The sequence below is a fragment of the Bradyrhizobium sp. AUGA SZCCT0182 genome (assembly GCF_018130185.1).
Classification (GTDB): Bacteria; Pseudomonadota; Alphaproteobacteria; order Rhizobiales; family Xanthobacteraceae; genus Bradyrhizobium.
The window spans coordinates 49,630-69,939 of the sequence record NZ_JAFCLY010000032.1 but is presented as its reverse complement, the minus strand read 5'-3'; the positions used below and the strand labels follow the sequence as shown (position 1 = coordinate 69,939).

Sequence of the window (20,310 nt, the reverse complement as noted above, 5' to 3'; positions counted from 1 at the left end):
CGGCGCTCCTCGAACTTCGCGTATAGAACTTTTGACGGGCTCAATCGTTGCCTCCTCGGGCGCCCTGATGGCGACGTGCATTATTCCGGATCATTTGAATGGTCATGCAAAACCCGCTATGAATCCGGCGCGGATCGGTGTTGTCCTCCATCGTGCAGAGGCCGTCATGACAACAATCACCCGACGCCTGTTCCTCTCGCTAGCGGCTGCCCTTGCGCCAGGCGCTGCGGCCGCCCATCACGGCTGGGGCGGATACGACACCTCGAAATCGTTCACCGTGACCGGCAAGATCCTGAAATCGACCTTCGAGAACCCGCACTGCGAGATCGAGATGGAGGTCGACGGCAAGCACTGGCATTTCGTGCTGGCGCCGCCTTCGCGCATGCAGGCGCGCGGCATCACCGCGGACCTCATCGCGCCCGGCAAGACCTGCACCGTGTTCGGCTATCCCCATACCAGCAAGCCGGACGAAGCGCGCATCGAATACGTCGTTCTCGACGGCAAGCGCATCGAATTGCGATAAGCCCGCGTGGAACAGCAACCCGCCGCGTCGATCTTCCTGGCCTTGCAGGAAAGCGCGCTGGGTCATCTGATGCGCTCGTCGCCCGCGCTTTATCCCGCGGTCGAAATCCTGCATATCCTCGGCTTCGTCGTGCTGGTGGGATCGATCCTGGCACTCGATTTGAGGCTACTCGGATGGGGGCGCGCAATCCCGATCGCGCCGATGGCGAAATTGCTGCTGCCGTTGTCACGCATCGGTTTTCTGCTGGCGATCAGCATGGGCTTCCTGCTGTTCAGCGCGGACGCGTCGCACGTGGTGCGCAACCCGGCTTTCCAGGCCAAGCTGTTGCTGATCGCAGCCGCCCTGGTCAACGTCGTGATCGCCCATGCCGGCCCGTGGCGGCGCGTGGCGCTCTGGCGCGATGAAGCACCTTCTGGCGCCAAGGTTACTGCGCTGCTGTCGCTGCTGCTGTGGCTCGGCGCCGTCTGCGCCGGGCGTCTGATCGCCTATCTTTGAGAAGGTCGCCGCCATGCGCCGCAACGGTTTCGCCATCGTCGCCCTCGTCCTCGCCCTTGCCGCCGCGGCGGACATCGCGCGCGCCGACGATGCCGCGGCCTGGTCCGCCTTGCGTGCGGGCGGGCATGTCGCACTGATGCGCCATGCCGATGCGCCGGGTGGCGTCGGCGATCCGCCGGGCTTCCGGATCGATGACTGCGCCACCCAGCGCAATCTCAGCGCCAAGGGCCGCGCCGACGCGAGAAGGATCGGCGCGCGGCTCAAGTCGGAGGGGATCGCGGTCGATCAAATCCTCACCTCGCCATGGTGTCGCTGCATGGACACGGCAACCCTGCTGGAACTGGGACCGGTCGAAGCCGCACCGACATTCGGCAATGTGGTCGTGCTGCGCGATCAGACAGCGGCTTGACCGCCGGTGCCCGCGCGGTGATCGGCAAATGGACCGGCCGTGGCAACCTTCTGGTCGTGACGCACGGCGCGAACATCCTGGCCCTCACCACGATCTCGCCGGCAAGCGGTGAGATCGTGGTGGTCCGAAGCGGAAGCGCCGACCGCAGCGAGCCTGTCGGCCGCCTGCTGCTCGATTGACGTGCAGCGACAGCCTGTCCCTGTCCCCTACTGCACCACGTCGAGTTTGACATTGGTGAGGCCCTTTCCGACCATTCCGAGCGCGTCGGCCGCGGAATAGGAGACGTCGACCACACGCCCCGGAACGTAGGGACCGCGGTCATTGACCCGCACCGTCACGGACTTGCCGCTCGAGACATCCGTCACGCGCAGCTTGGTGCCGAACGGCAATGTCGGATGCGCCGCGGTCATGTCCATCGTGTTGAATCTTTCACCGCTCGCGGTCTTGGTGCCCTCGGTGTAGAAACTCGCCACCCCATGCGAGGCCGTCGTCTTGGGTTTGCCTGCATCTTTGCGCGACGCGAACCGGGTGTGCTTTCTTGTCGCCGCCACGCGCCTCTTGATCATGGGCGATGACATTCGATCGTGGTCCAGCGACGCCACCCGGCTGGCGCGGAGTTCGGATTTCTGGCTGACGCCCGAGGTCTGCGAGCAGGCCGCCAGCGATGCCGCTGCCACGCCAACGGCAAGCAGCCGCATAACCTTCCCCGCGGCCGACATCCAAGGCGGCGCCTTGCGTTGAGTGCGGTTCGTTCCGATGTCGACGTTCGAAGTAGCAGCGCGGTCGATGGACATGTTGCGATCCCCAACTTGCGCCCCAGCCCAAGCCGAAAACCAGCACGGCCCATCGTCCGAATCCAATCGGGGCGGAACCGGGGCCGGAAAACGTCAGACCCCGCCCCGCCAGCGCAATTCCGTTGGGGTGTGGTGATTGGGTCACAGCTCTCGTGGGTGTCGCAGGCGGGATGTGGGATCAGCCAAGCGTAATCCGCCGCCTTGGATGACGGCTGACGGCGGATTTCTCGTTCGGCTCTACCGCCCTACCCTGTCCTACTTCCGCTCGTCCGACGTGAAAAACTTGCTGCCATCGAAAAAGCGGTTCGGCCGATTGAAAACGGAGAGGAAAGTCGCCCCGTTGGGCGAATGCGCGACATGGATGTTGCCGCCGGGCCGCCACACGAAGTCACCCGCGCCGCAGCTGCCCTCCGCATCTTCCAGCGATCCCTCCAGCATAAAGGTCTGTTCGAGCGCGGTATGCTCGTGCAGCGGCACGACCGCGCCGGGCGCCATCTTGAACAGGATGGTCGAGCGCCCTTCGTCGTCCTTGTAGAGGATCTTCATCTGAATTCCGTCGAAGTCCGTTGGCTGCCAGGGCATCGAAGATGCCGCAACGAAGGTCGAACGCAGTTCGGGCGGGTTGACGGGCACGGGCTTGTTCATGGCTTCGTCTCCGTGTTGCCAATTGTGCTCAGGATATCTCGTAGACCGACACCTTGTCCGCAATCCCGCTCAAGGACACGCTTCTGGGTGTTGGCTTGAGCCCCTTGGTCTCAAGCAACGACCGGGCTTTCGCGTTCTCCACCACCTGCTCCGTCACCACGATCGAGCGTGACGCCGCAAGGCCCTGGACCCGCGAGGCGATGTTCACCGTCTGGCCGAAATAGTCCTGCTGGGCATTGAGCGTTACCGCGAGGCACGACCCTTCATGGATACCCATCTTCAAGCTCAGGCTCTGATGCTGCCGCTCGGCGCCAAGGTCGCTCATCGCCTCGCGCATGCGGATCGCCGCGGCAATGGCGCGGTCCGGCGTCTCGAAGGTCGCCATCACGGCATCGCCAATGGTCTTGACGACGGCGCCCCGTTCGGACGCGATGATCTCCTGCAACAGCCTGAAATGCTCGTTGACGAGATCGAAGGCCGTGAGGTCGCCAACGCGTTCATAGAGTTCAGTGGAGCCCCGGAGGTCGCTGAACAAGAACGTCAGGCTCAGAATCTTGAGCCTCTGGCCGATCGCGAGCGTATCGGTCCGATAGATGTCGCGAAAAGTCTGGTTGGTGAGGAGGCGCGTTGCCGTGAGCACGGGCTTGCGTCGCGTCAGGATGGCGTCCAGCGCCGCGTTCGCCACCCATACCGCCGGCAACACGCGGCCGTCGGTACGGTTTTCCAGCGCCAGCCGCAGCGGCCCGGGGCGCAAGGCGACGGTATCGACGGGAACCTGGACCTTGTTGAACATCACGGACAGATTTTGGCGCTCGCCGGTCTCCTCGCCCTTGACCTCGATGAACTGGGCCGCGTGCGTCACGGGATCGAACACGATCAACGTGCCTTCCGGCGCCTGCAGCGAAAGGATGGCCCTTTCGCCCGGCGGCAAGTCGACCATTTCAAGCGTGACCTCCCCCAGCAGCTTCTCGACGTCGCCGGGAAGATCGATCGCCGAACTCCAGAATATCTGGTGATAATATTCGGCCGCCGACAACTCGTCAGGACTATGGGCCGCGATCTTGCGCACACGCGGGCTCACCGTGAAGGTCACCTCGACCAGATTGTCGAGCGTCGTCTCATAGCCCGCGGCGCAGAACGCGCAATTGTACTGCGCGCTATTGAGCGTCTTCAGGCTCTTATTGGCGGAAAGCACCCCGGCACAACTCGGGCACATCACGTTCCATGTCATCTCGAACATGCCGAGCCCGACCGCATTCAGGAGTGTTGCGATGACCCGCTCCTCGTCGAGCCCCTCTTTGGTTGCGATCTCCAATGCGTTCATTTTGTTCAGGGCATGGTCCGGCGCGTCCCGCACCATGCGCTCGAACATGTCCACGATGGTTTCGTCGGCCGACTGGCGCAGGGCGGCAAACAAGGTATCGGTTTCGCTCATGCGCCGATGCTACCTGAAAGAAGGCGACGCGAACACCCGCTAAGCGATCCCCTTGCATACACAACTAAGCGACTTGTCCGCCGAAAGTAACCCAACCAGCGACCTGCCTCGGTGAAGCTCAACGAGGGGGAAGCAAAAGCCGGATTCCGCCAGAACGTGATCCGGATCACGGCCGGGTCCGCGCCGCCAGGCCAACCTATGCACGCGGATGCAATCCACTTACGGCCAACCCACAGGAGACCGCCATGACGCACGATCGTGATACTAAGGCGCAGGAGCTTACCGCCGAGCAGCTCGAACGCGTGGCGGGCGGGTTCTTGATCCAGGAGATGATGGCCAACCTGAAGCTGATGGGCGAGATCCTCTCCAACGTCAGCAAGACGCGCTCCGAGATCAGCATGACGTTTGCGCGCAATTCGCGGGCGTAAGTCATCGCCTGCTCCTCCGCTATGCCTCCGTCATCCCTGCGTGAGCGAATCCCTGGAGGGGATCAGCAATCACGCTTGCTTGAAGCTCGAACCGGAAGTCGATCACGTGCCACAAAGAGAAAAGGCCGGCGGGCGTTACGCCACCGGCCTCTCTTGCAACTGCCGGCTCGAATCCGGTTCCGCTGCGATCCCATGGCGGAAATCCTGCGCGAGTTTGGTTAATCGAACGTTAACAGAATCAGAGTGATGTGAATCACGGAACCGCACGATTCGTCCAGGTAGGTTTGCTGTCACGTTGCGGGACATGCCCGTAATTCCCCGTCGGGATTCTACCGGAATATCCAGCGGAATCCGCCGCTGTTACTTTGAGACACAGATTCGATTCGCTTGGTGAAGGAGACCGACATGGCCCAGGTCTATTTCCACTGCTCCAGCTCCCGCGAAGTTCGCGTCGATCAGTTCGGCGCTGTCGTGAGCAACCTCGCCGAGGCGCGCGACCGCGCCGCCTGCGTGGTGCGATCGCTGATCATGGAAGAAAGCGCGGAAGACTGGCGCGACTGGGTCGTGCATGTCAGCGACGATTTCGACGACGAGATCTTCGAGCTCTCCTTCTCGTCCGTTCTCGGCAAGCCGAACTGAGCATTGTCATGAGCACCGCGCAAATCACCAGGCCGCTGTTCCACCGCCTCGACCGAATCGTCACGGGGTGGTATCGCCTGATTGACCGCGCGTTCGACAGCTACCGGCCCGAGCGGCATTACATGCGCGGCCGGGGGCCGAAATGGTACGCCAAGCATGGCACGGCAGCCGCTGCTGCGATCTGACTTAGCGGCTCAATACGGAGGCGCCTTCTTCGCCCGCTGCGCCTTTGCCGCTTCCACCCACCACGCCAGATCATCCGCAAAGCGGGGGAACGCCCGCTCCAGCGCCTTGCCGGCCTCGCCGGTCGGCTTGCCGTCATCTGAGAGGGTTTGCGCGATCGGCCCGACCCCGATCGTGGAAGAGATCACCACCATGCCCATCTCGGAGAGCGTGCCGTGCCAGGCGGTAGCGGCGCGGGCACCGGAGAGACGGCCGGCCGAATAGCTGACGATGGCGGCCGGGCGCCAGAACCACTCCTCGAGAAAATGGTCGGTGAGGTTCTTGAGGCCGGGCTGCATGCCCCAATTGTATTCGCCGGTGATGAAGACAAAGCCATCGGCACCGCGGATCTTTCCCGCGAGCTCTTCGAGCACCGCCGGCGCCTGGCCTTTCGGATGCTCCTTGTACATCCGGTCCAGCATTGGCAGGCCGACCGCCTTGGCGTCGATCAGCTCGACATCGTCGCCGCGGCCGCGCAAGCCTTCGACGATGAACTGGGCGAGACGGATGCCCATGCGGTCAGAGCGATAGGAGCCGTAGAGGACCAGAATGCGATGGGTCATTGTGGCGGCAGGCTAACACGGCCGCCGGGGGTTCGCTATCGGGCTGGCTCAGCTCAACCAGGTATCGCCCGTGCGATCCAGACGATGCTCATTCCTGGGCATCGACAGGCCGCGATAGAAGCCGATCATGCCCCAGACGAAGACGCCGAGTATCAGCGTCACGCCGATGTATTGAGCTATGTTTTCCATGCCCTTTGGTCGCGGTGGATGGAAAAGGGTTCACTGCCGTCATCCTCCGGGACCGAACGCCGGGACACCGTCAGCTCTGATGCGGTCCTCGCATCATCTTCATGGCGTCTTCGATATGGCGCCACTCGCTGGCCTCGTCGGCCTCGCCCTTCCGCTCGCAGGCAACCGCATTCTGCGCCGCCTGGGCAATCGCCGCCGGGCCATGCTTCTCGAGCATCTGCCGCGCGATGGTGTGGATTTGCATCTCGGATGTCATGTCGCGCTCCCTGAGGTTGGCGCCGCAGGAACCGGTTCCCCTGTAGGGCTGCGGCCTGTTGTGAGAACCGCCGAACCGGCCCGCTCGTTCCACGCCGGGCACTCCTCATCCGGGTTCCGCCTCACATTTCTCCGAGCTCCGGCGGCTCAAACCAGTTGGTCAGCGACAAGCCGCCATCGATTGTGATCGCCGAGCCCGTCACATAGGCCGACACCCGGTTCGAGAGCACCGCCAGCGCCAGCGGCGCGAGGTCGCTGGCTTCCCCGAGACGGCCGAGCGGAATGTGTTTTGGCAGCGACGGATCGGCAACAAAACCGCCGGCGGCAATCGCGCCGGGCACCAGCGCGTTGACGCGGATGCCGTAGCGGCCGAACGTTTTTGCGAGCTCCTTCACCAGCATCGCCATCCCGGCCTTTGCGGTCGAATAATGCGGCAGATTGCGCGGCGTGCCTGAATGCAGCGAGGTCAGCAGCAGGAACGAGCCGGGCTGTTTCGCCGCGATCAGCTCCCGCGCCAGTTCGCGCGAAAGGTGAAAGCCGGCCTCGAGATTGACTGCATGCATCTGCGCCCAGGTCTCAGTGCTGACGGCCATGGCATGATCCGCCTCGCGCCGCGGCGGCGAGGCGCTGTGCACGAAATGGGTCACCCGCCCGACGGCGGATTGCGCGTCCTTCAGCAGCGTTTCTCGCGCGGCGGCGCTGGCGAGATCGCCGACCCACGGCACGGCCAGTTCCGGCCGTGGCAAAGCCTTGATCGCAGCCGCGACCCGCTCCTTGCTGATATCAGCGAATACGGTCCGCACGCCCTCGCCGACCAGCGCCTGCGCGATGGCCCGGCCAATGCCGTTGCCGGCGCCGGTCACCAGCGCCGCCTCGCGTGCGGGGTCGAATGGATTGCCGAGCAGGCTCATGGCGTTCTCCCAGACGGTATCGCGGTCAATAGTCGGCGCACCGGTCTGCGCCAATACGCCCAGCGAAACGAACCGTATCAACCGGAAAGAACCACAATTTCTTTCGGAACCCGGCTGCAAAACACAAGCGGCGGATGCCATAGTCCGGTCAATTGCCGCAAATCGGCATCATACCGGCAAAGACCCCATGGGAGAGACAATGGCCTTGAAGGAATCTCACGTCGCGGGTGTTTCCACCACCGTCCGCGACGTCACGCTCGGCCAGTTGCTGGAGCAGGCCGCGCAGTCGGCGCCGGACCGGCTCGCGCTGATTGCGGGTGTCCCCGACCCCGCGGCGCGCCGGCAATGGACGTATGCGGAGCTTCACACCGAGGCGCAGCGCACGGCGCGCGCCCTGCTCCGCCGCTTCAAGCCGGGCGAGCGGGTCGCCGTCTGGGCGTATAATCTGCCGGAATGGGTGATGATGGAGTTCGGCGCCGCGATGGCCGGGATGGTGCTGGTCACCGTCAATCCGGGTTTTCGGGCCAACGAGGTCGAATATGTACTGAAGCAGTCCCGCGCGGCCGGCGTCTTCGTGGTGCCGGCGTTCCGCGGCAATCCGATGCTGGAAACGGTGCGGGAGGTCGCAGCCCGCTGCCCGGAATTGCGCGAGATCATCTCGTTCGACGACTGGAACACCTTCATCGCCGCCGGCGACGATCTCAGCATCGCGCTGCCGGACGTCAAACCGACCGATCCGGTGATGATCCAGTATACGTCGGGCACCACCGGATTCCCAAAGGGCGCGCTGCTGCATCACCGCGGGCTTGCCAATAACGGCGCCGATACCGCCGTGCAGATGGGGGTCGAGCCCGGCGACGTATTCGTCACCACGATGCCGCTGTTCCACACCGGCGGATGCGTCTGCTGCGTGCTCGGCGCGGTGTCGCGCGCGGCAACCCAGGTGCTGATCGAAGCGTTCGAGCCTGGCCTCGTGCTGGAAATGTTTGCGACCTATCGCGGCAACGCCATGGTCGGCGTTCCCACCATGCTGGTGGCGATGCTGGAACATCCCTCCTTCGCCACGACGGACCTGTCGTCGGTCAAGGCAATCTGCTCGGGCGGTTCGACCGTGCCGGCCGCACTGGTGACGCGGTTCGAAAAAGAACTCGGCGCACCCTTCACCATCGTGTTCGGCCAGACCGAATGCTCGCCGGTGGCGGCGATGACCAAGACGTCAGACACCATCGAGGACAAGGCCGGCACCGTCGGCCTGCCGCTGCCGAACATGGAGAACAAGATCGTCAATCCCGACACCGGCCAGACCGTGCCGATCGGCGAGATCGGCGAGTTCTGCACGCGCGGCTACCACGTCATGCTCGGCTATTTCGAAATGCCGGACGCCACGGCCGCTTCCATCGACGCCGATGGCTGGCTGCACACCGGCGACCTCTGCGCGATGGACGCCCGCGGCTACTGCACCGTCGAGGGCCGGCTCAAGGACATGATCATCCGCGGCGGCGAGAACATCTATCCGCGCGAACTCGAGGAACTGCTGTTCCGCCATCCCAAGATCAGCGAGATCGCCGTGGTCGGACTGCCGCACGAAAAATGGGGCGAGGAAGTCGCCGCCTTCATCCGCCCGGCGCAAGGTGCCGTGATCGACAAGGAGGAACTGTCGGCCTACATGCGGGCCTCGCTGGCCCCGCACAAGACGCCAAAACACTGGTTCGTGGTCGAGGCGTTTCCACTGACGGGCTCCGGCAAGATCCAGAAGTTCAAGTTGCGCGAGATCTGGGCAAAGGGCGAGTTGACGGCGCTTTGATGCGCCAGATGCTTTCCGAAGGTTGTGCCGGGCTGCCGTCGGCGCTAGCCTCCCCAAAACCGGAAAAGCCTAAGGAAAGTGCCAGGGAGGTCATGATGCGCGGTGCTGCGTTGCTAGTTGGTTTGGTTCTCGTTGCGACGACGGCGCATGCCGGCCCTCGCTCGGAATATGTGACGATGGTGTTGCAGGCGTTCGCGGCCAAGGTGGAATGCCCCGGCACGGATGTCGTCTATCAGGATCTGGTGCAAAAGGCCCAGGAGATGCAGCAGCCGGATGGCACCACCGAGCAAGTCCGAAAGGCCATTGCATACGTGCATACCGGCGGAAAAATGGGTGAGCGCCCCGATGACCTGCTCTTGCAGGAGGTCGCCATCGCGACGAGGACGACGGACCTCGACCAGAGGCGCGTCGGCATGACGACCTGGTGCGAGACCCAGAAGGGCAGGCTTGCAGGCTTCATCCGCGCCAAGAACTAGCGCCCGTTTTGCAGGATGGTGGCGCGGCCTGATTCGCCGAACTGGCTGGCGCATGACGCTTATCCGTAGCCGCCGCTTACGCGGATCCGTCGGCGCGTATCACTTCTCCTTGTAGACGTCTTTCAACTTGTAGACGTCTTTCAACCGGCACCAAAACGGCCTAACCTCCCTGCTCACAGTCTGCGGGAGCCAGCATGCGAACCCGCGTCAGAAAGACCGCACACGTACTGGAGCGCCTTGGCCTTGCGATGGCCGGCGCTGCAAGCGGATTGTTTGTGGCTGCACTCGTCGGCACCAGCATCGCGCGGTTCACGTCCCAGGCTTTCCTGCTTTTGATGATGCTCGGCGGCGCAGTCGGATTCTATCTGGGCATCGACACCCCGCAACGTCCCTTCTACAACAATGGCAAGCCGTCGGACGGGCGTTGGGATGGCAAGATCGACGCGCCGGAATTGCTCAGCGCGGTCGGCACGTTCCTCGCCGCGGGCGCCGCCTTTGCCTCCGTGTGCGTGATCGTGCTCCGTCACGATCCGTACCTCGCCTGGACCTGGATGATCATGATCGGCTGGGTCTTGGGAATCACCATGCAGACCGTTGCCGGCGCGATTGCACGTCGCCGACAGTGACGCGATCGCGTCTTATCGGTCAGAACGGCCGATGACCGCCATCAACTCCGATATCTTCTGGCGCTGATCCGTCTTGTCACCGCTCGCAATCGCGTGTTCGACACAATGCGAGACATGATCCTTCAACACTTCTTCTTCGACGCGCCGGAGCGCGGCGCGCACCGCCGATATCTGCGTCACGATATCGATGCAGTAGCGGTCCTCGTCCACCATCCGGGACAGGCCGCGGACCTGGCCCTCGATGCGGCTCAGACGTTTTTGACAGGATGCCTTGATGTCTTTTCTCATGCGGCCTATATACCCCTACAGGGTATGGGTTGCAAGGGACTGCATTCGCGATGAGCCACCACGACAAGAACCCGGCAAGCAAGACCCCGGACACCAAGGCCAATCCGAACGGCGCAACTTCCAAATCGTGTTGCGGTGGCCACGATCATCACGCCCACACCGATCACGGGCACCACAGCCATCATGATCACCACGCCGCTGCCAAGGTGCTCGACCCCGTCTGCGGAATGACGGTCGATCCCGCGACCAGCAAACATCGCTTCGACCACCAGGAGAAGACCTTTCACTTCTGCTCGGCGGGCTGCAAAACCAAATTCGCCGCCGATCCAAGGAAGTATCTCGAGAAATCATCGGCGAAGCCCGTCCCCCAAGCCACCGACGACGGCACGATCTACACCTGCCCGATGCATCCCGAGATCCGGAAGGTCGGGCCCGGAAGTTGCCCGATCTGCGGCATGGCGCTGGAGCCGGAGGTTGCGAGCCTCGATACGCCGCCCAACCCCGAACTCGCCGACATGACGCGGCGCTTCTGGATCGGCCTGGTGCTGTCGGTGCCACCGATTGTGCTCGAGATGGGTGGGCATCTGGTCGGTGGTCACGGCCTCGTCGACCCGGCGCTGTCAAACTGGATTCAACTCGTGTTCGCAACGCCTGTCGTCATTTGGGCCGGCTGGCCCTTCTTCGTGCGCGGCTGGCAATCGCTGCTGACGCATAATCTCAACATGTTCACGCTGATCGCTGTTGGCACCGGCGTCGCGTATCTCTACAGCCTGGTCGGCACCATCGCCCCGCAAATTTTCCCGGCCGCCTTCCGCGGCCATGGCGGCGCGATCGCGGTCTATTTCGAGTCCGCGGCCGTCATCACCGTGCTTGTCCTGCTCGGCGAGGTGCTGGAGCTGCGCGCCCGAGAAGCGACGTCGGGCGCCATCAAGGCCCTGCTGCAACTGGCGCCAAAGACCGCGCGCCGCCTCGGTGCAGACGGCGCCGACCATGAAGTCGACATCGACAGCCTCGCGGTCGGCGACATGTTGCGCGTCCGCCCCGGCGAAAAAGTACCGGTCGACGGCGTCATTCTCGAAGGCCGCTCCTCGCTCGATGAGTCGCTGGTAACGGGCGAATCCATGCCGGTTACCAAGGAGGCCGGAGCCAAGGCGATCGCCGGCACGCTGAACCAGTCCGGCGGGTTCGTGATGCGCGCGGAGAAAATCGGCCGCGACACGCTGCTGTCCCAGATCGTCAAGATGGTGGCGGATGCGCAGCGCTCGCGCGCACCGATCCAGCGGCTCGCCGATCAGGTTGCGGGCTGGTTTGTGCCCACGGTCATCGCCGTGGCGCTGATCGCCTTCGGCGTCTGGTCATATTTCGGGCCGGAGCCGCGCATGGCGTTTGGCCTCGTCGCCGCCGTGAGCGTGCTCATCATCGCCTGCCCCTGCGCGCTCGGCCTCGCGACGCCGATGTCGATCATGGTCGGCGTCGGGCGTGGCGCGCAGGCCGGCGTCCTGATCAAGAGCGCCGAAGCCCTGGAGCGCATGGAAAAGGTCGACACGCTGGTGGTCGACAAGACCGGCACACTGACCGAAGGCAAGCCGAAGGTTACAGCAATCGTGGCGACCTCAGGATTCGACGAGAACGAATTCCTGCGGCTTGCCGCCAGCGTCGAGCTTGCCAGCGAGCATCCGCTCGCCGACGCCATCGTGCGATCCGCAAGGGAACGTCGACTGGAACTCGGCAAGGTCGAGGAGTTCGACTCGCCGACCGGCAAAGGTGCGACCGGCAAGGTCGACGGCAAATCGGTTCTGCTCGGCAATTCGAAGTTCCTCGGTTCGCTTGGCGTCGATACCCATACGCTGGATTCCGATGCCGAGCGCATGCGCGCCGACGGCGCCACCGTCATCAATATCGCCGTCGACGGCAGGCTCGCCGGCCTGTTTGCCATCGCCGATCCCGTCAAAGCTTCAACTCCCGCGGCGTTGAAGGCGCTGGCGGAAGAAGGCATCAAGGTCATCATGCTGACCGGCGACAACAACACCACCGCGCAAGCGGTCGCACGGCAACTCGGCATATCAGACGTCGAGGCCGAAGTGCTTCCGGATCAGAAGAGCGCCGTGGTCGCCAGGCTGCAGAAGGCCGGGCGGATCGTCGCCATGGCCGGCGATGGCGTCAACGACGCCCCGGCGCTGGCAGCAGCCGAAGTCGGTATCGCCATGGGAACCGGCACCGATGTGGCGATGGAAAGCGCTGGGATCACGCTCTTGAAGGGCGACCTTGGCGGCATCGTCCGCGCACGAAAACTGTCGCAGGCCACCATGCGCAACATCAGGCAGAACCTGTTCTTCGCCTTCATCTACAACGCTGCCGGCATCCCGATTGCCGCGGGTATCCTCTATCCCGGTTTCGGCATCCTGCTGTCGCCGATCATTGCCGCTGCGGCCATGGCGCTGTCGTCGGTCAGCGTCGTCGGCAATGCCCTGCGGTTGCGCGTCACGCGGCTGTGAACGAGCGCACACGATTTGGAGATCATTAATCAAACTATCGTGCGCGCAACGCCTGTCCAAAAAATTCCACAATGTCCGCTACGAAAGGAACTCTGTTTTCAAAAAGGGGAATTTCCATGCGGTTAGGACACGCGATCTTTGTGGCGACGACAGCTGCCCTGCTCGCGGCGGCAGTACCCGGACTTGCCAAAAACGCCGAGACGCCGAAGACGAGCGAGCAGCCGGCGTCATCGTCCTGCCATTCCTACCAGCAGACATCAGATGGATCATGGACCGAACTGCCCTGCCAGGAACTCGGCGCGCCCGCGCCGTCGCGCAAATCCTCGCCGCGAAAGACTGACGAAGAGGACCACTGAAGCGCGAAGTCTTGGCCCATCCGTCGATTGTTCCTTAGCCCTGCGCTAGCGGCGCGCTGTACGGCGCTCCTAATCAATCCTCGCGCCTGTCGCTTATCTTCCGGAAAGCACGGTTGACCTATGCGTGCTGCCGGTGCGGGCGCGGTGTCCTGTAGCCCTGCGCTGGCGGCGCGATGTACGCCTTCCTGTGCCTTCGGCTGCGGCCCGGTCGCCCGCCGGTGTCGCCCATCTCCCGGCTTGTTCGGTGCCAGGGTTGCCAGTGCCGCCGCTAGGCGCCGATCCTGCAAGACGCGACGCTGCGATGAATGGGAAACTGGTCTGGCCACCAGCTTTTGTTGTACCGTGGTTGGACCAACTTTAGGGGGTCTCATGAACAGGCATTGCGTATTTGGCCTCTGTGCAATCGCGTTGGTCACAATTCCTGCTTTCCCAGGCAGCAGCGTGGCGCAAGGAAAGTCACTCAAGGATCAACTCGTCGGCACGTGGATTTACGTATCCAGCACAGGTAAGCGCGAGGATGGCAGCGCCGTGCCGCGTCCAAGTGCCCAGGGCGCGGTAACCTACACGGCAGACGGCCACTTCCACTTCATTACGGTGCGCACCGAGGTGCCGAAGTACGCGTCGGGCGATCCAGCACGACCGTCCCCCGAGGAAGCCATGGCCGTTGCGTCGGGCGTGGTCGCCTACACCGGGACTTACACGCTGGACGAAAGCACGAAGACGGCTCACCTCAACATCGAGACGAGTTCGGTTCCGAATTTCGTCGGAGCGCCCAATCAGCGCCGGATCGTCACGTCGATTACCGACGAGGAACTGAAGCTCACGAACCCGCGCACACCCGCAGGTGTGACACTGGAGTTGGTATTCAAACGGGCGAAGTGACCAGCTTGCCATGCCATCGTCCGCGTCGAGATGACGTGATGCCGTCCGCAATCGGTCGCCGTCCGCGCCGTGATGCTGGCGTTGTCGTCGCCGGTCGTGATGACGCGATGCGCGCGAGCGCTGGCTATGTGATCTCCGTCACATCGCGACAAAAGCGGTGTCGCTAAATGTGGCCGCACCAGCCCGGATGATCGCGCTGGTTAAATCAAAGGGGAACTGTGATGACCGAAGCAATCAATGCGAGCGACGTTCTAAATGCGCAGGAACTCGATGCGGTGTCTGGCGGCTTTATGCGGCTCCCCTTGGTGGCGGTCAAAGTGCTGGAAATCACAGGCGGAGGAACGGGCGGTGGTGGGGGTGGTCAGAACGATCCGGCCCAAATGTTTCAACAGATTATGCAGCAACTGACCCAACAGGGGTAAGCGCACCGGGTGCAGGCCGACGCGGCGTGATGACTGTCGGCGCGGGACCGTCGAAGGATGGCGACCTGCGCAGTCGGCGGAAAGGTACTGTGAAGGCCGAAAATCCGATGCGGGGACCGCGCGACGGCCCGGTGCGAGCGTATTTGCATCGCGCATTCCCGGTTTTAGTTTCTGTACGATCCGTCCATAATAGACGGCGCGCGCCGATGGACCACAAGCAGACCTCAAACTGCGAATGCTTGATGGCTGCTTCCGCCCGTGAGCGGACATTGCCAGTGAGACCAGTCATGTCCGGAAAGTGCCAACAGCGGTCATTCGGCTACGTTGCCGGGAATGCCGAGCTTGACCGCGTGCAGCTCACTAGACCTTCCGCGCGAGTGGCTTTTGAGGATTGCCTTGTTCGTCCATCATATTGGCGCTGAAGCAGTCAACATCCTCGGGAAGGAGAGTCCATGCCGCGGCGCTGCGCGTGAAGATGTGCGAGTCAGGTTTTACCCAAGATGGATCATCGTAAACGCCGGCGTAAATGATCTGAAGAGTGGGAAACCGCTCCAGGGTTACGCCGAGGCGAGTGCCGCAAGTTGGGCAGAAGTTGTAGTGTAGCAGTCGTCCGTGATCTGGCGAGCGATACGTGTACGTGCTGGAAGGGACACCTTCGAAGCCTACGGCCTTTCGAAGAAAAATCAGTTCGACAGTGAATGCGCTACCGGAGGTACGTTGGCAGAGCGGGCAATGACAAACCGTGACCTTTATCGGCGCTCCCACGGTCCGAAATCGTACTGCGCCGCACAAGCATCCGCCCTCGTGAAGCTCTTCGCTCTTGCCGCCATCATTCATTGTTCGCCCCCGGCTTCTCAACCCGAAGGTAGGCCAACTGCAGGCGTCACCACAACCTCATCGAATATCCGTGTTGGGTCAAAGTGAGAAGCCCGGACGTTCAACCGGCAGGTCGGCTTCGCCTTCAAGAACGGACATCGTCGATGTGGCCCATCAGGTCCGAAAAGTGCCCCAAAGCCGACGTAGGGCAGTAAAGCACTGAAGTCGGCCTGAAGCGCTCATCACCCTTCCGGCACGCCAGCGAGGCGCCAGCCTTCACACAAGCGCTGCAGCCCGGCAAGGTAAATTGGATTGTCGCTTTGTTGAGCTGCGAGCAAGCGACGAATGGTGAAACCTGAGTTGAGCGCAAGTCCCGTTCTCGCAGCAGTTCGCGCCTCATCGAGCGCGCCGGTCAAGGCCAAGGCAGCGGCGAGCGATATATGAGCGAGATGAAAGTTACGGTTCGCCTCGGTGCTTCGTCGCAGCCAACTGACGGCTTCGACGTCTGAACCAAGCAGCAGCTTGGCCACGCCCGCAAAACACGCCCACTGGTAGGCGAAAACGTCGCGAGGAGAGAGCCGTAAAGCTTCGAGTATATGGCCTTCAGTCTCCGTAGCGCGACCTATGTAGGATATTGCGAAACCAAGGGCAGCATGAGCGTGGACCAAATTCGGAGCCAGCGCCAACGCATGTTCGAACTCACGGATGCCTTGGGCGGCCCGGTTCGTAAAGGTCTGGACCCAACCCCGAGCCATGTGGGCTGAGGCACTGTTCGGCCTAATCGACAATACCTTGTTCACCATCGCCTCGGCCGCCGCAAGCCGCGCGGGCCCATCATCCGTCGTAAAGCTACCTCCAACTACCGTATCAACATTTGCCAGACCAATCATTGCTTCGACGTTGCCGGGATCGAACTCCAGCGAGCGTTCGAAGAAGCCCCGCGCTTGCGTCACGCATTCAAGGCTAATCCCCTTCATCAACCAGGCCCGGCCCTGGAAGCACAAGTCCATCGCATCGGGATGCAGCGTACGCTCGGCTCGTCGCGCCTCAGCCTCGATGAGCTGGGCACCTAATGTACCGGCGAGCCTCGACACGATTTCGTCCTGCATATCGAACAGGTCGACGACAGGCTTCTCGAAGCGCTCGGCCCAAAGATGCTGGCCGCTCCTGGCATCGATCAGCTGAACATTCATCCGAAGTCGCTTGCCGCTGCGTTGCACTGAGCCTTCGAGCACGTAGCGAACATTCAATTCGCGGCCGACTTGGCGGACATCGACAGCTCTGCCCTTGTATGAGACGGCGCTGTTCTGTGCCATTACAAATGAACCACCGATGCGCGACAGGTCCGTGGTCAGACTCTCGGTTATACCGTCCGCGAAATAGTCCTGCTCACGATCACCGCTCAGGTTCGCGAAGGGTAGCACGACGATGGACAGGCGCGGCGGCGCTTCGCCGGTTCGCTCAATTAGGCCAATCGTCTCATTTGCGGGCCTCCGGTCTTCCTTCACTGCGCCAACGAAGCGGAAACCTTTGCGCGGCAATGTTTTGATCAAGAGCTGTTTCTCGCCCGTGTCGCCGATTGCGCTCCGGGCGGCGTTCAGGCGAGTCGTTAGCGCGGCATCCGAGACGATGCGACCCTTCCAAACGGCGCTGACGAGGTCGTCTTTGCTGACGACGCGCTCCCTGTTCCGGATCAGGTATTCAATCAGGTCGAATACTTGGGGTGTGACAACGACCTCTTCCCTTGCGCGCCGCAGTTCGCGCCTGTCGGTATCCAATGCGTACTCCTCAAACAGAAAACGCAAGCTGCATTCCCTCTCGCGGCCACCTCTGAAACCCCAAGAATAAGCTGTCGGTAAGGGAAATGTAAGCCAACTGTTAAGCGCGCCAGGGGATGTGCCGGCAATCTCGCTTGGCAGAAATAGACCAACCTGGACACTCCAATGAGCACCATCCACGGAAACAGTGAGTTTGGACCAGCAACGGCGAGGCGGCAGCCTTACAGTCCCCTCGAGGCATATTGGAATGCATTTCGTGAGTGGCGCAAACGCGAGAGGCTGCGTGCTGCGCTGGACGATCTGAGCGACAGAGAGTTGATGGATATCGGGATTGCACGGGGCGAACTCGACTACGTCGCCCGATCGGCGCTCTCAGCCGATCCGCGTTTCACATTATAGCTGCCCTAGTTTGGCCGGACGGGGCGATGCTGCCTTAGATCTGCCGGGGAAAGTCGATGAAGTCGGCTTTTGGCCCTTTTCGGAAGTGACGCGCGAGACTGACGAAGTCGGCTCATCGGTGTAGAGCGGACATCGCGATTGCGTGCGTCGAGGTCCAAAAATGGCCGATATTGTTGAAAAAGTCGTTTTGGGGTGACGAACGAAAATTCCTAGCGCCGCTGATGCGCCTTACAGGACCATATCGCTTCGTCCAAAATCGATCACGTGCTTCCGTAGTGGCGCTGGCAAACGATGCAGCAGCAGAGATGCCTTGAGGTCAACTTTCGCGAGATTTTTCGGGTCGCTCGATTTTCGACATTTTCAACAATATCTGCCAGAAGCAGACATGTACGCGCCACGTCGGCCGCGTCATTGCCCTGTCGGTTGAGCCCTTGTACAAACCGAGTGGGAGGAGTTTTGTTGGCTCGTGAGCAGCGCCGATTGGCGGCAATCGTTACAGCCGATGTGGTCGGCTATTCGCACGCCGCCTATGAGCAGATCTACTATTCGTCGCTGATGCCGCGCACCTATCTCTGCGCGCGGCTGCTGGAGAGGGTCGACTGATGGCCACGCTCTATCACGTGCCCACCTCGCGCTCGCTCCGCGTGCTGTGGACGCTGGAGGAGATCGGCGCCACGGTCGAAGTGAAGTCTCTGGGTGTTCGGCCGCGGCTGCAGGAGCCCGAGTATCTCGCGATCAATCCGGCCGGCACGCTGCCCGCCCTAATCGACGGCGACCGGGCGATCTACGAATCGCTGGCGATCTGCGAATACCTGGCGGCCCGGCATGGTTCCGACCTGGTCGTGGCGCCGGACGAGCCGGAGCGGCCGGAGTTCGTGCAATGGCTGTTGTACGGCGAGGCGACTCTGCAGGCGCCGCTCTCCGCGATCGCGCGCGTCCGCCGCATCCGGAACAGGACGCCGGAGATGCAGACCGGCATCGATGCCGTGCTGGCTGATGCTCGCCACTCGCTCTCGATGCGGGCAAAGCTACTCGAGCAGCGGCTGGAGGGTCGTGACTTCCTGGTGGCGGGGCGGATGACGCTTGCTGACATTTCGGTTGGCTATCCGCTCAACACCATGGGAAAGCCCGACTTCGCCTCGCTGCTCGGTCCTCGCGCCACGGCCTATCGTGAGCGCCTGCTTGCGCGGCCAGCGTTCCAGCGCGCCGCGGCCGTTCCCTAGCCTTTGCGGGGCCCGGAATTTAAAAGGCGGCCTTTACGCTGACTTGAGTAGAGAGGTCCGCTTCCGATGTTAAAGGCGGACTCCGGTCGCGTGCCTTATCATGTCTCAGAAGTGCCAGGAACAGACATATGCCTTGACGATCAGTTTCTCAGCTGCCGAGCTAATCCAAACAAGATAGCTTGAGCTTCGCCAGCAATCTCGCGCACGATCTCTGCTGCGGGTTGTCGCTTGTGAACAAGGGCAGCACTCTGGCCAGCCCAGAGCGACAACGCATCTATATCCCCCTCGGCATCAGTACCGGGCGTGTACGATCGATAGCGCACAATTGGCCCGCGTGATTTCGAAGTAGCCACCACATCACCCTCACCCGGGCGCTTGCCCGTTGCCGGACGTCCGGCGGCTTCCCACGCAGCGACAGTACTATTGCGCAATACACGATGAGGTGCGTTAGGCCAGCCGATGTCGAACAGTTCTTCGAGATAAACGGTATCGTCTTCGGTGGCCTGCAAAATTCGCTCGCGATAGCGCGGATGAATGGCGACCTCATTGCTCGCAAGAAAACGGGTCCCGATCCATGCCCCCGAAGCGCCAAGTGCCAGGGCAGCGGCAAGCCCGCGGCCGTCGGCAATACCCCCCGCTGCAAAGACGGGAACCGGTCCGACCGCATCGACCACTGCGGGAATGAGTGGCATCGTTGCGACCTTACCACGCACATGACCCCCGGCTTCCCATCCTTGTGCGACAACGGCGTCAACCCCGCTCGCTACCGCGTGCCGCGCTTCTGCAGCCGTGCTGACGGTGTGGAGCACTGTGGCACCACCAGACTTTGCGCGGGCCACAAGGTCTGAAGGATCGCGCCAGAAGAAGGAGATAACCGGCACGCCCTCCTCCAAACAGGCGTCAAGGCGCTCTTCTTGCGGAAACTCCAGGTTCAGATTGACGGCGAACGGCTTAGTCGTGAGAGCGCGCGTTTCGCGGACCAGCTGACGCAATCTCGGTACGTCCGCCCCCCACAGCGCAAGTGTACCGAGGCCGCCAGCGTTGCTAACGGCAGCAGCGAGGGCGGGGCCGACTGCCCCACCCATGGGCGCTTGAATTATTGGAACTTCGATGCCAAGCCGTTCACAACCTGCCGTAATCATTAGGTCACTCCATCAGCAAAATGCGCATTCTGGACCAAACGTAGGGCAATACTGCCCGAGTTAACGTGCTCGGCACGTTCGAAAAATGCCATTAG

At 62.4% G+C, this 20,310-nt stretch carries 28 protein-coding genes; 17 read left to right on the top strand and 11 right to left on the bottom strand.

Annotated elements, in window-relative coordinates; all coding sequences use genetic code 11:
* The first annotated feature begins 166 nt into the window (after nt 1–166).
* Genes JQ611_RS28755 through JQ611_RS28740 form a run of 4 tightly spaced genes read left to right on the top strand, consistent with a single transcriptional unit; the run spans nt 167 to nt 1,606 of the window.
* Nucleotides 167–523 carry a DUF6152 family protein gene (locus JQ611_RS28755; protein ID WP_212262124.1) on the top strand — a complete coding sequence of 119 codons (357 nt, stop codon included), beginning with the start codon at nt 167–169 and terminating at the stop codon, nt 521–523.
* Between the two features lie 6 nt (nt 524–529).
* The gene (locus JQ611_RS28750; protein WP_212262127.1) at nt 530–1,018 is read left to right on the top strand and encodes a DUF6644 family protein; all 489 of its coding nucleotides are present in this window, start codon (nt 530–532) and stop codon (nt 1,016–1,018) included.
* A gap of 13 nt (nt 1,019–1,031) precedes the next feature.
* Nucleotides 1,032–1,427 carry a histidine phosphatase family protein gene (locus tag JQ611_RS28745; protein WP_212467326.1) on the top strand — a complete coding sequence of 132 codons (396 nt, stop codon included), beginning with the start codon at nt 1,032–1,034 and terminating at the stop codon, nt 1,425–1,427.
* Nucleotides 1,424–1,606, top strand: a complete 183-nt coding sequence (locus tag JQ611_RS28740; RefSeq protein WP_212467325.1) for a hypothetical protein — start codon at nt 1,424–1,426, stop codon at nt 1,604–1,606. Before JQ611_RS28745 ends, JQ611_RS28740 begins: the two co-directional genes overlap by 4 nt.
* 27 nt (nt 1,607–1,633) lie before the next feature.
* Here the strand turns inward: JQ611_RS28740 and JQ611_RS28735 are convergent, their stop codons facing one another.
* The 3 genes from JQ611_RS28735 to JQ611_RS28725 all read right to left on the bottom strand — a co-directional run bounded on the left by JQ611_RS28735 (nt 1,634) and on the right by JQ611_RS28725 (nt 4,301).
* A complete protein-coding gene (locus JQ611_RS28735; RefSeq protein ID WP_409411307.1) occupies nt 1,634–2,221 on the bottom strand; it encodes a septal ring lytic transglycosylase RlpA family protein in 588 nt (195 codons plus the stop codon).
* 255 nt (nt 2,222–2,476) lie between these two features.
* On the bottom strand, nt 2,477–2,866 hold the full coding sequence (locus JQ611_RS28730) for a cupin domain-containing protein (protein WP_212389651.1): 390 nt from the start codon (nt 2,864–2,866) through the stop codon (nt 2,477–2,479).
* 28 nt (nt 2,867–2,894) lie between these two features.
* A complete protein-coding gene (locus tag JQ611_RS28725; protein WP_212467324.1) occupies nt 2,895–4,301 on the bottom strand; it encodes an adenylate/guanylate cyclase domain-containing protein in 1,407 nt (468 codons plus the stop codon).
* Between the two features lie 245 nt (nt 4,302–4,546).
* On the opposite strand from JQ611_RS28725, the gene JQ611_RS28720 reads away from it, so the two are divergent.
* From JQ611_RS28720 to JQ611_RS28710, 3 genes are all read left to right on the top strand, one after another.
* Entirely contained in the window at nt 4,547–4,729 is a 183-nt protein-coding gene (locus JQ611_RS28720; protein WP_212262138.1) for a hypothetical protein, read from the top strand.
* Nucleotides 4,730–5,134: 405 nt separating this feature from the next.
* A complete protein-coding gene (locus JQ611_RS28715; RefSeq protein WP_212262141.1) occupies nt 5,135–5,368 on the top strand; it encodes a DUF6894 family protein in 234 nt (77 codons plus the stop codon).
* Nucleotides 5,369–5,376: 8 nt separating this feature from the next.
* Nucleotides 5,377–5,553: a hypothetical protein gene (locus tag JQ611_RS28710; protein WP_212467337.1), complete on the top strand. Its 177-nt coding sequence runs from the start codon at nt 5,377–5,379 to the stop codon at nt 5,551–5,553.
* A gap of 9 nt (nt 5,554–5,562) precedes the next feature.
* On the opposite strand, the gene JQ611_RS28705 is transcribed toward JQ611_RS28710, so the two are convergent.
* From JQ611_RS28705 to JQ611_RS28690, 4 genes are all read right to left on the bottom strand, one after another.
* Entirely contained in the window at nt 5,563–6,153 is a 591-nt protein-coding gene (locus tag JQ611_RS28705; RefSeq protein WP_212262147.1) for an NADPH-dependent FMN reductase, read from the bottom strand.
* Between the two features lie 48 nt (nt 6,154–6,201).
* Nucleotides 6,202–6,342: a hypothetical protein gene (locus JQ611_RS28700; protein ID WP_212262149.1), complete on the bottom strand. Its 141-nt coding sequence runs from the start codon at nt 6,340–6,342 to the stop codon at nt 6,202–6,204.
* Nucleotides 6,343–6,412: 70 nt separating this feature from the next.
* The gene (locus tag JQ611_RS28695; RefSeq protein WP_212262152.1) at nt 6,413–6,598 is read right to left on the bottom strand and encodes a hypothetical protein; all 186 of its coding nucleotides are present in this window, start codon (nt 6,596–6,598) and stop codon (nt 6,413–6,415) included.
* Nucleotides 6,599–6,719: 121 nt separating this feature from the next.
* Nucleotides 6,720–7,508 carry an SDR family NAD(P)-dependent oxidoreductase gene (locus JQ611_RS28690; protein ID WP_212467323.1) on the bottom strand — a complete coding sequence of 263 codons (789 nt, stop codon included), beginning with the start codon at nt 7,506–7,508 and terminating at the stop codon, nt 6,720–6,722.
* A 199-nt stretch (nt 7,509–7,707) separates the two neighbouring features.
* Between JQ611_RS28690 and JQ611_RS28685 the strand changes: the two genes are divergently transcribed.
* From JQ611_RS28685 to JQ611_RS28675, 3 genes are all read left to right on the top strand, one after another.
* The gene (locus JQ611_RS28685; RefSeq protein WP_212467322.1) at nt 7,708–9,312 is read left to right on the top strand and encodes an AMP-binding protein; all 1,605 of its coding nucleotides are present in this window, start codon (nt 7,708–7,710) and stop codon (nt 9,310–9,312) included.
* A 95-nt stretch (nt 9,313–9,407) separates the two neighbouring features.
* Nucleotides 9,408–9,788: a hypothetical protein gene (locus JQ611_RS28680; protein WP_212389757.1), complete on the top strand. Its 381-nt coding sequence runs from the start codon at nt 9,408–9,410 to the stop codon at nt 9,786–9,788.
* 194 nt (nt 9,789–9,982) lie between these two features.
* Entirely contained in the window at nt 9,983–10,414 is a 432-nt protein-coding gene (locus tag JQ611_RS28675; RefSeq protein WP_212262160.1) for a hypothetical protein, read from the top strand.
* 12 nt (nt 10,415–10,426) lie between these two features.
* Here the strand turns inward: JQ611_RS28675 and JQ611_RS28670 are convergent, their stop codons facing one another.
* Nucleotides 10,427–10,702 carry a metal-sensitive transcriptional regulator gene (locus JQ611_RS28670; RefSeq protein WP_192739747.1) on the bottom strand — a complete coding sequence of 92 codons (276 nt, stop codon included), beginning with the start codon at nt 10,700–10,702 and terminating at the stop codon, nt 10,427–10,429.
* 50 nt (nt 10,703–10,752) lie between these two features.
* On the opposite strand from JQ611_RS28670, the gene JQ611_RS28665 reads away from it, so the two are divergent.
* From JQ611_RS28665 to JQ611_RS28650, 4 genes are all read left to right on the top strand, one after another.
* Nucleotides 10,753–13,197: a heavy metal translocating P-type ATPase gene (locus JQ611_RS28665; protein WP_212467321.1), complete on the top strand. Its 2,445-nt coding sequence runs from the start codon at nt 10,753–10,755 to the stop codon at nt 13,195–13,197.
* Nucleotides 13,198–13,313: 116 nt separating this feature from the next.
* Nucleotides 13,314–13,553 (top strand): hypothetical protein, encoded by a 240-nt coding sequence (locus JQ611_RS28660; RefSeq protein WP_212467320.1) that lies wholly within the window; start codon nt 13,314–13,316, stop codon nt 13,551–13,553.
* A gap of 441 nt (nt 13,554–13,994) precedes the next feature.
* Entirely contained in the window at nt 13,995–14,435 is a 441-nt protein-coding gene (locus tag JQ611_RS28655) for a lipocalin-like domain-containing protein (RefSeq protein ID WP_212389647.1), read from the top strand.
* Nucleotides 14,436–14,656: 221 nt separating this feature from the next.
* Nucleotides 14,657–14,857 carry a hypothetical protein gene (locus tag JQ611_RS28650; RefSeq protein WP_212467319.1) on the top strand — a complete coding sequence of 67 codons (201 nt, stop codon included), beginning with the start codon at nt 14,657–14,659 and terminating at the stop codon, nt 14,855–14,857.
* Nucleotides 14,858–15,217: 360 nt separating this feature from the next.
* On the opposite strand, the gene JQ611_RS43125 is transcribed toward JQ611_RS28650, so the two are convergent.
* Together JQ611_RS43125 and JQ611_RS28640 are read right to left on the bottom strand one after the other, a co-directional pair.
* Nucleotides 15,218–15,694: a GFA family protein gene (locus JQ611_RS43125; protein WP_212467318.1), complete on the bottom strand. Its 477-nt coding sequence runs from the start codon at nt 15,692–15,694 to the stop codon at nt 15,218–15,220.
* Between the two features lie 221 nt (nt 15,695–15,915).
* Nucleotides 15,916–17,478, bottom strand: coding sequence for a winged helix-turn-helix domain-containing protein (locus JQ611_RS28640; RefSeq protein ID WP_212467317.1), 1,563 nt, complete (start codon nt 17,476–17,478; stop codon nt 15,916–15,918).
* A 138-nt stretch (nt 17,479–17,616) separates the two neighbouring features.
* Between JQ611_RS28640 and JQ611_RS28635 the strand changes: the two genes are divergently transcribed.
* The 3 genes from JQ611_RS28635 to JQ611_RS28625 all read left to right on the top strand — a co-directional run bounded on the left by JQ611_RS28635 (nt 17,617) and on the right by JQ611_RS28625 (nt 19,073).
* Nucleotides 17,617–17,850 (top strand): DUF1127 domain-containing protein, encoded by a 234-nt coding sequence (locus JQ611_RS28635; RefSeq protein ID WP_212262180.1) that lies wholly within the window; start codon nt 17,617–17,619, stop codon nt 17,848–17,850.
* A gap of 459 nt (nt 17,851–18,309) precedes the next feature.
* Nucleotides 18,310–18,453, top strand: a complete 144-nt coding sequence (locus JQ611_RS28630; RefSeq protein ID WP_212262183.1) for a hypothetical protein — start codon at nt 18,310–18,312, stop codon at nt 18,451–18,453.
* Nucleotides 18,453–19,073 (top strand): glutathione S-transferase family protein, encoded by a 621-nt coding sequence (locus tag JQ611_RS28625; protein ID WP_212467316.1) that lies wholly within the window; start codon nt 18,453–18,455, stop codon nt 19,071–19,073. The genes JQ611_RS28630 and JQ611_RS28625 overlap by 1 nt, the downstream gene beginning before the upstream one ends.
* 140 nt (nt 19,074–19,213) lie before the next feature.
* Here the strand turns inward: JQ611_RS28625 and JQ611_RS28620 are convergent, their stop codons facing one another.
* Nucleotides 19,214–20,215: a nitronate monooxygenase family protein gene (locus JQ611_RS28620; RefSeq protein WP_212038242.1), complete on the bottom strand. Its 1,002-nt coding sequence runs from the start codon at nt 20,213–20,215 to the stop codon at nt 19,214–19,216.
* Nucleotides 20,216–20,310 lie beyond the last annotated feature (95 nt).

What these genes read in the sequence shown, in the direction of transcription:
- JQ611_RS28710 (WP_212467337.1), top strand. Translation starts at nt 5,377, where the DNA reads ATGAGCACCGCGCAAATCACCAGGCCGCTGTTCCACCGCCTCGACCGA.
- JQ611_RS28725 (WP_212467324.1), bottom strand. Translation starts at nt 4,301, where the DNA reads ATGAGCGAAACCGATACCTTGTTTGCCGCCCTGCGCCAGTCGGCCGAC.
- JQ611_RS28730 (WP_212389651.1), bottom strand. Translation starts at nt 2,866, where the DNA reads ATGAACAAGCCCGTGCCCGTCAACCCGCCCGAACTGCGTTCGACCTTC.
- JQ611_RS28635 (WP_212262180.1), top strand. Translation starts at nt 17,617, where the DNA reads ATGAGCACCATCCACGGAAACAGTGAGTTTGGACCAGCAACGGCGAGG.
- JQ611_RS28650 (WP_212467319.1), top strand. Translation starts at nt 14,657, where the DNA reads ATGACCGAAGCAATCAATGCGAGCGACGTTCTAAATGCGCAGGAACTC.
- JQ611_RS28675 (WP_212262160.1), top strand. Translation starts at nt 9,983, where the DNA reads ATGCGAACCCGCGTCAGAAAGACCGCACACGTACTGGAGCGCCTTGGC.
- JQ611_RS28735 (WP_409411307.1), bottom strand. Translation starts at nt 2,221, where the DNA reads ATGTCCATCGACCGCGCTGCTACTTCGAACGTCGACATCGGAACGAAC.
- JQ611_RS28665 (WP_212467321.1), top strand. Translation starts at nt 10,753, where the DNA reads ATGAGCCACCACGACAAGAACCCGGCAAGCAAGACCCCGGACACCAAG.
- JQ611_RS28690 (WP_212467323.1), bottom strand. Translation starts at nt 7,508, where the DNA reads ATGAGCCTGCTCGGCAATCCATTCGACCCCGCACGCGAGGCGGCGCTG.
- JQ611_RS28715 (WP_212262141.1), top strand. Translation starts at nt 5,135, where the DNA reads ATGGCCCAGGTCTATTTCCACTGCTCCAGCTCCCGCGAAGTTCGCGTC.
- JQ611_RS28705 (WP_212262147.1), bottom strand. Translation starts at nt 6,153, where the DNA reads ATGACCCATCGCATTCTGGTCCTCTACGGCTCCTATCGCTCTGACCGC.
- JQ611_RS28720 (WP_212262138.1), top strand. Translation starts at nt 4,547, where the DNA reads ATGACGCACGATCGTGATACTAAGGCGCAGGAGCTTACCGCCGAGCAG.
- JQ611_RS28700 (WP_212262149.1), bottom strand. Translation starts at nt 6,342, where the DNA reads ATGGAAAACATAGCTCAATACATCGGCGTGACGCTGATACTCGGCGTC.
- JQ611_RS28755 (WP_212262124.1), top strand. Translation starts at nt 167, where the DNA reads ATGACAACAATCACCCGACGCCTGTTCCTCTCGCTAGCGGCTGCCCTT.
- JQ611_RS28680 (WP_212389757.1), top strand. Translation starts at nt 9,408, where the DNA reads ATGCGCGGTGCTGCGTTGCTAGTTGGTTTGGTTCTCGTTGCGACGACG.
- JQ611_RS28745 (WP_212467326.1), top strand. Translation starts at nt 1,032, where the DNA reads ATGCGCCGCAACGGTTTCGCCATCGTCGCCCTCGTCCTCGCCCTTGCC.
- JQ611_RS28685 (WP_212467322.1), top strand. Translation starts at nt 7,708, where the DNA reads ATGGCCTTGAAGGAATCTCACGTCGCGGGTGTTTCCACCACCGTCCGC.
- JQ611_RS28620 (WP_212038242.1), bottom strand. Translation starts at nt 20,215, where the DNA reads ATGATTACGGCAGGTTGTGAACGGCTTGGCATCGAAGTTCCAATAATT.
- JQ611_RS28625 (WP_212467316.1), top strand. Translation starts at nt 18,453, where the DNA reads ATGGCCACGCTCTATCACGTGCCCACCTCGCGCTCGCTCCGCGTGCTG.
- JQ611_RS28670 (WP_192739747.1), bottom strand. Translation starts at nt 10,702, where the DNA reads ATGAGAAAAGACATCAAGGCATCCTGTCAAAAACGTCTGAGCCGCATC.
- JQ611_RS28695 (WP_212262152.1), bottom strand. Translation starts at nt 6,598, where the DNA reads ATGACATCCGAGATGCAAATCCACACCATCGCGCGGCAGATGCTCGAG.
- JQ611_RS43125 (WP_212467318.1), bottom strand. Translation starts at nt 15,694, where the DNA reads ATGAATGATGGCGGCAAGAGCGAAGAGCTTCACGAGGGCGGATGCTTG.
- JQ611_RS28660 (WP_212467320.1), top strand. Translation starts at nt 13,314, where the DNA reads ATGCGGTTAGGACACGCGATCTTTGTGGCGACGACAGCTGCCCTGCTC.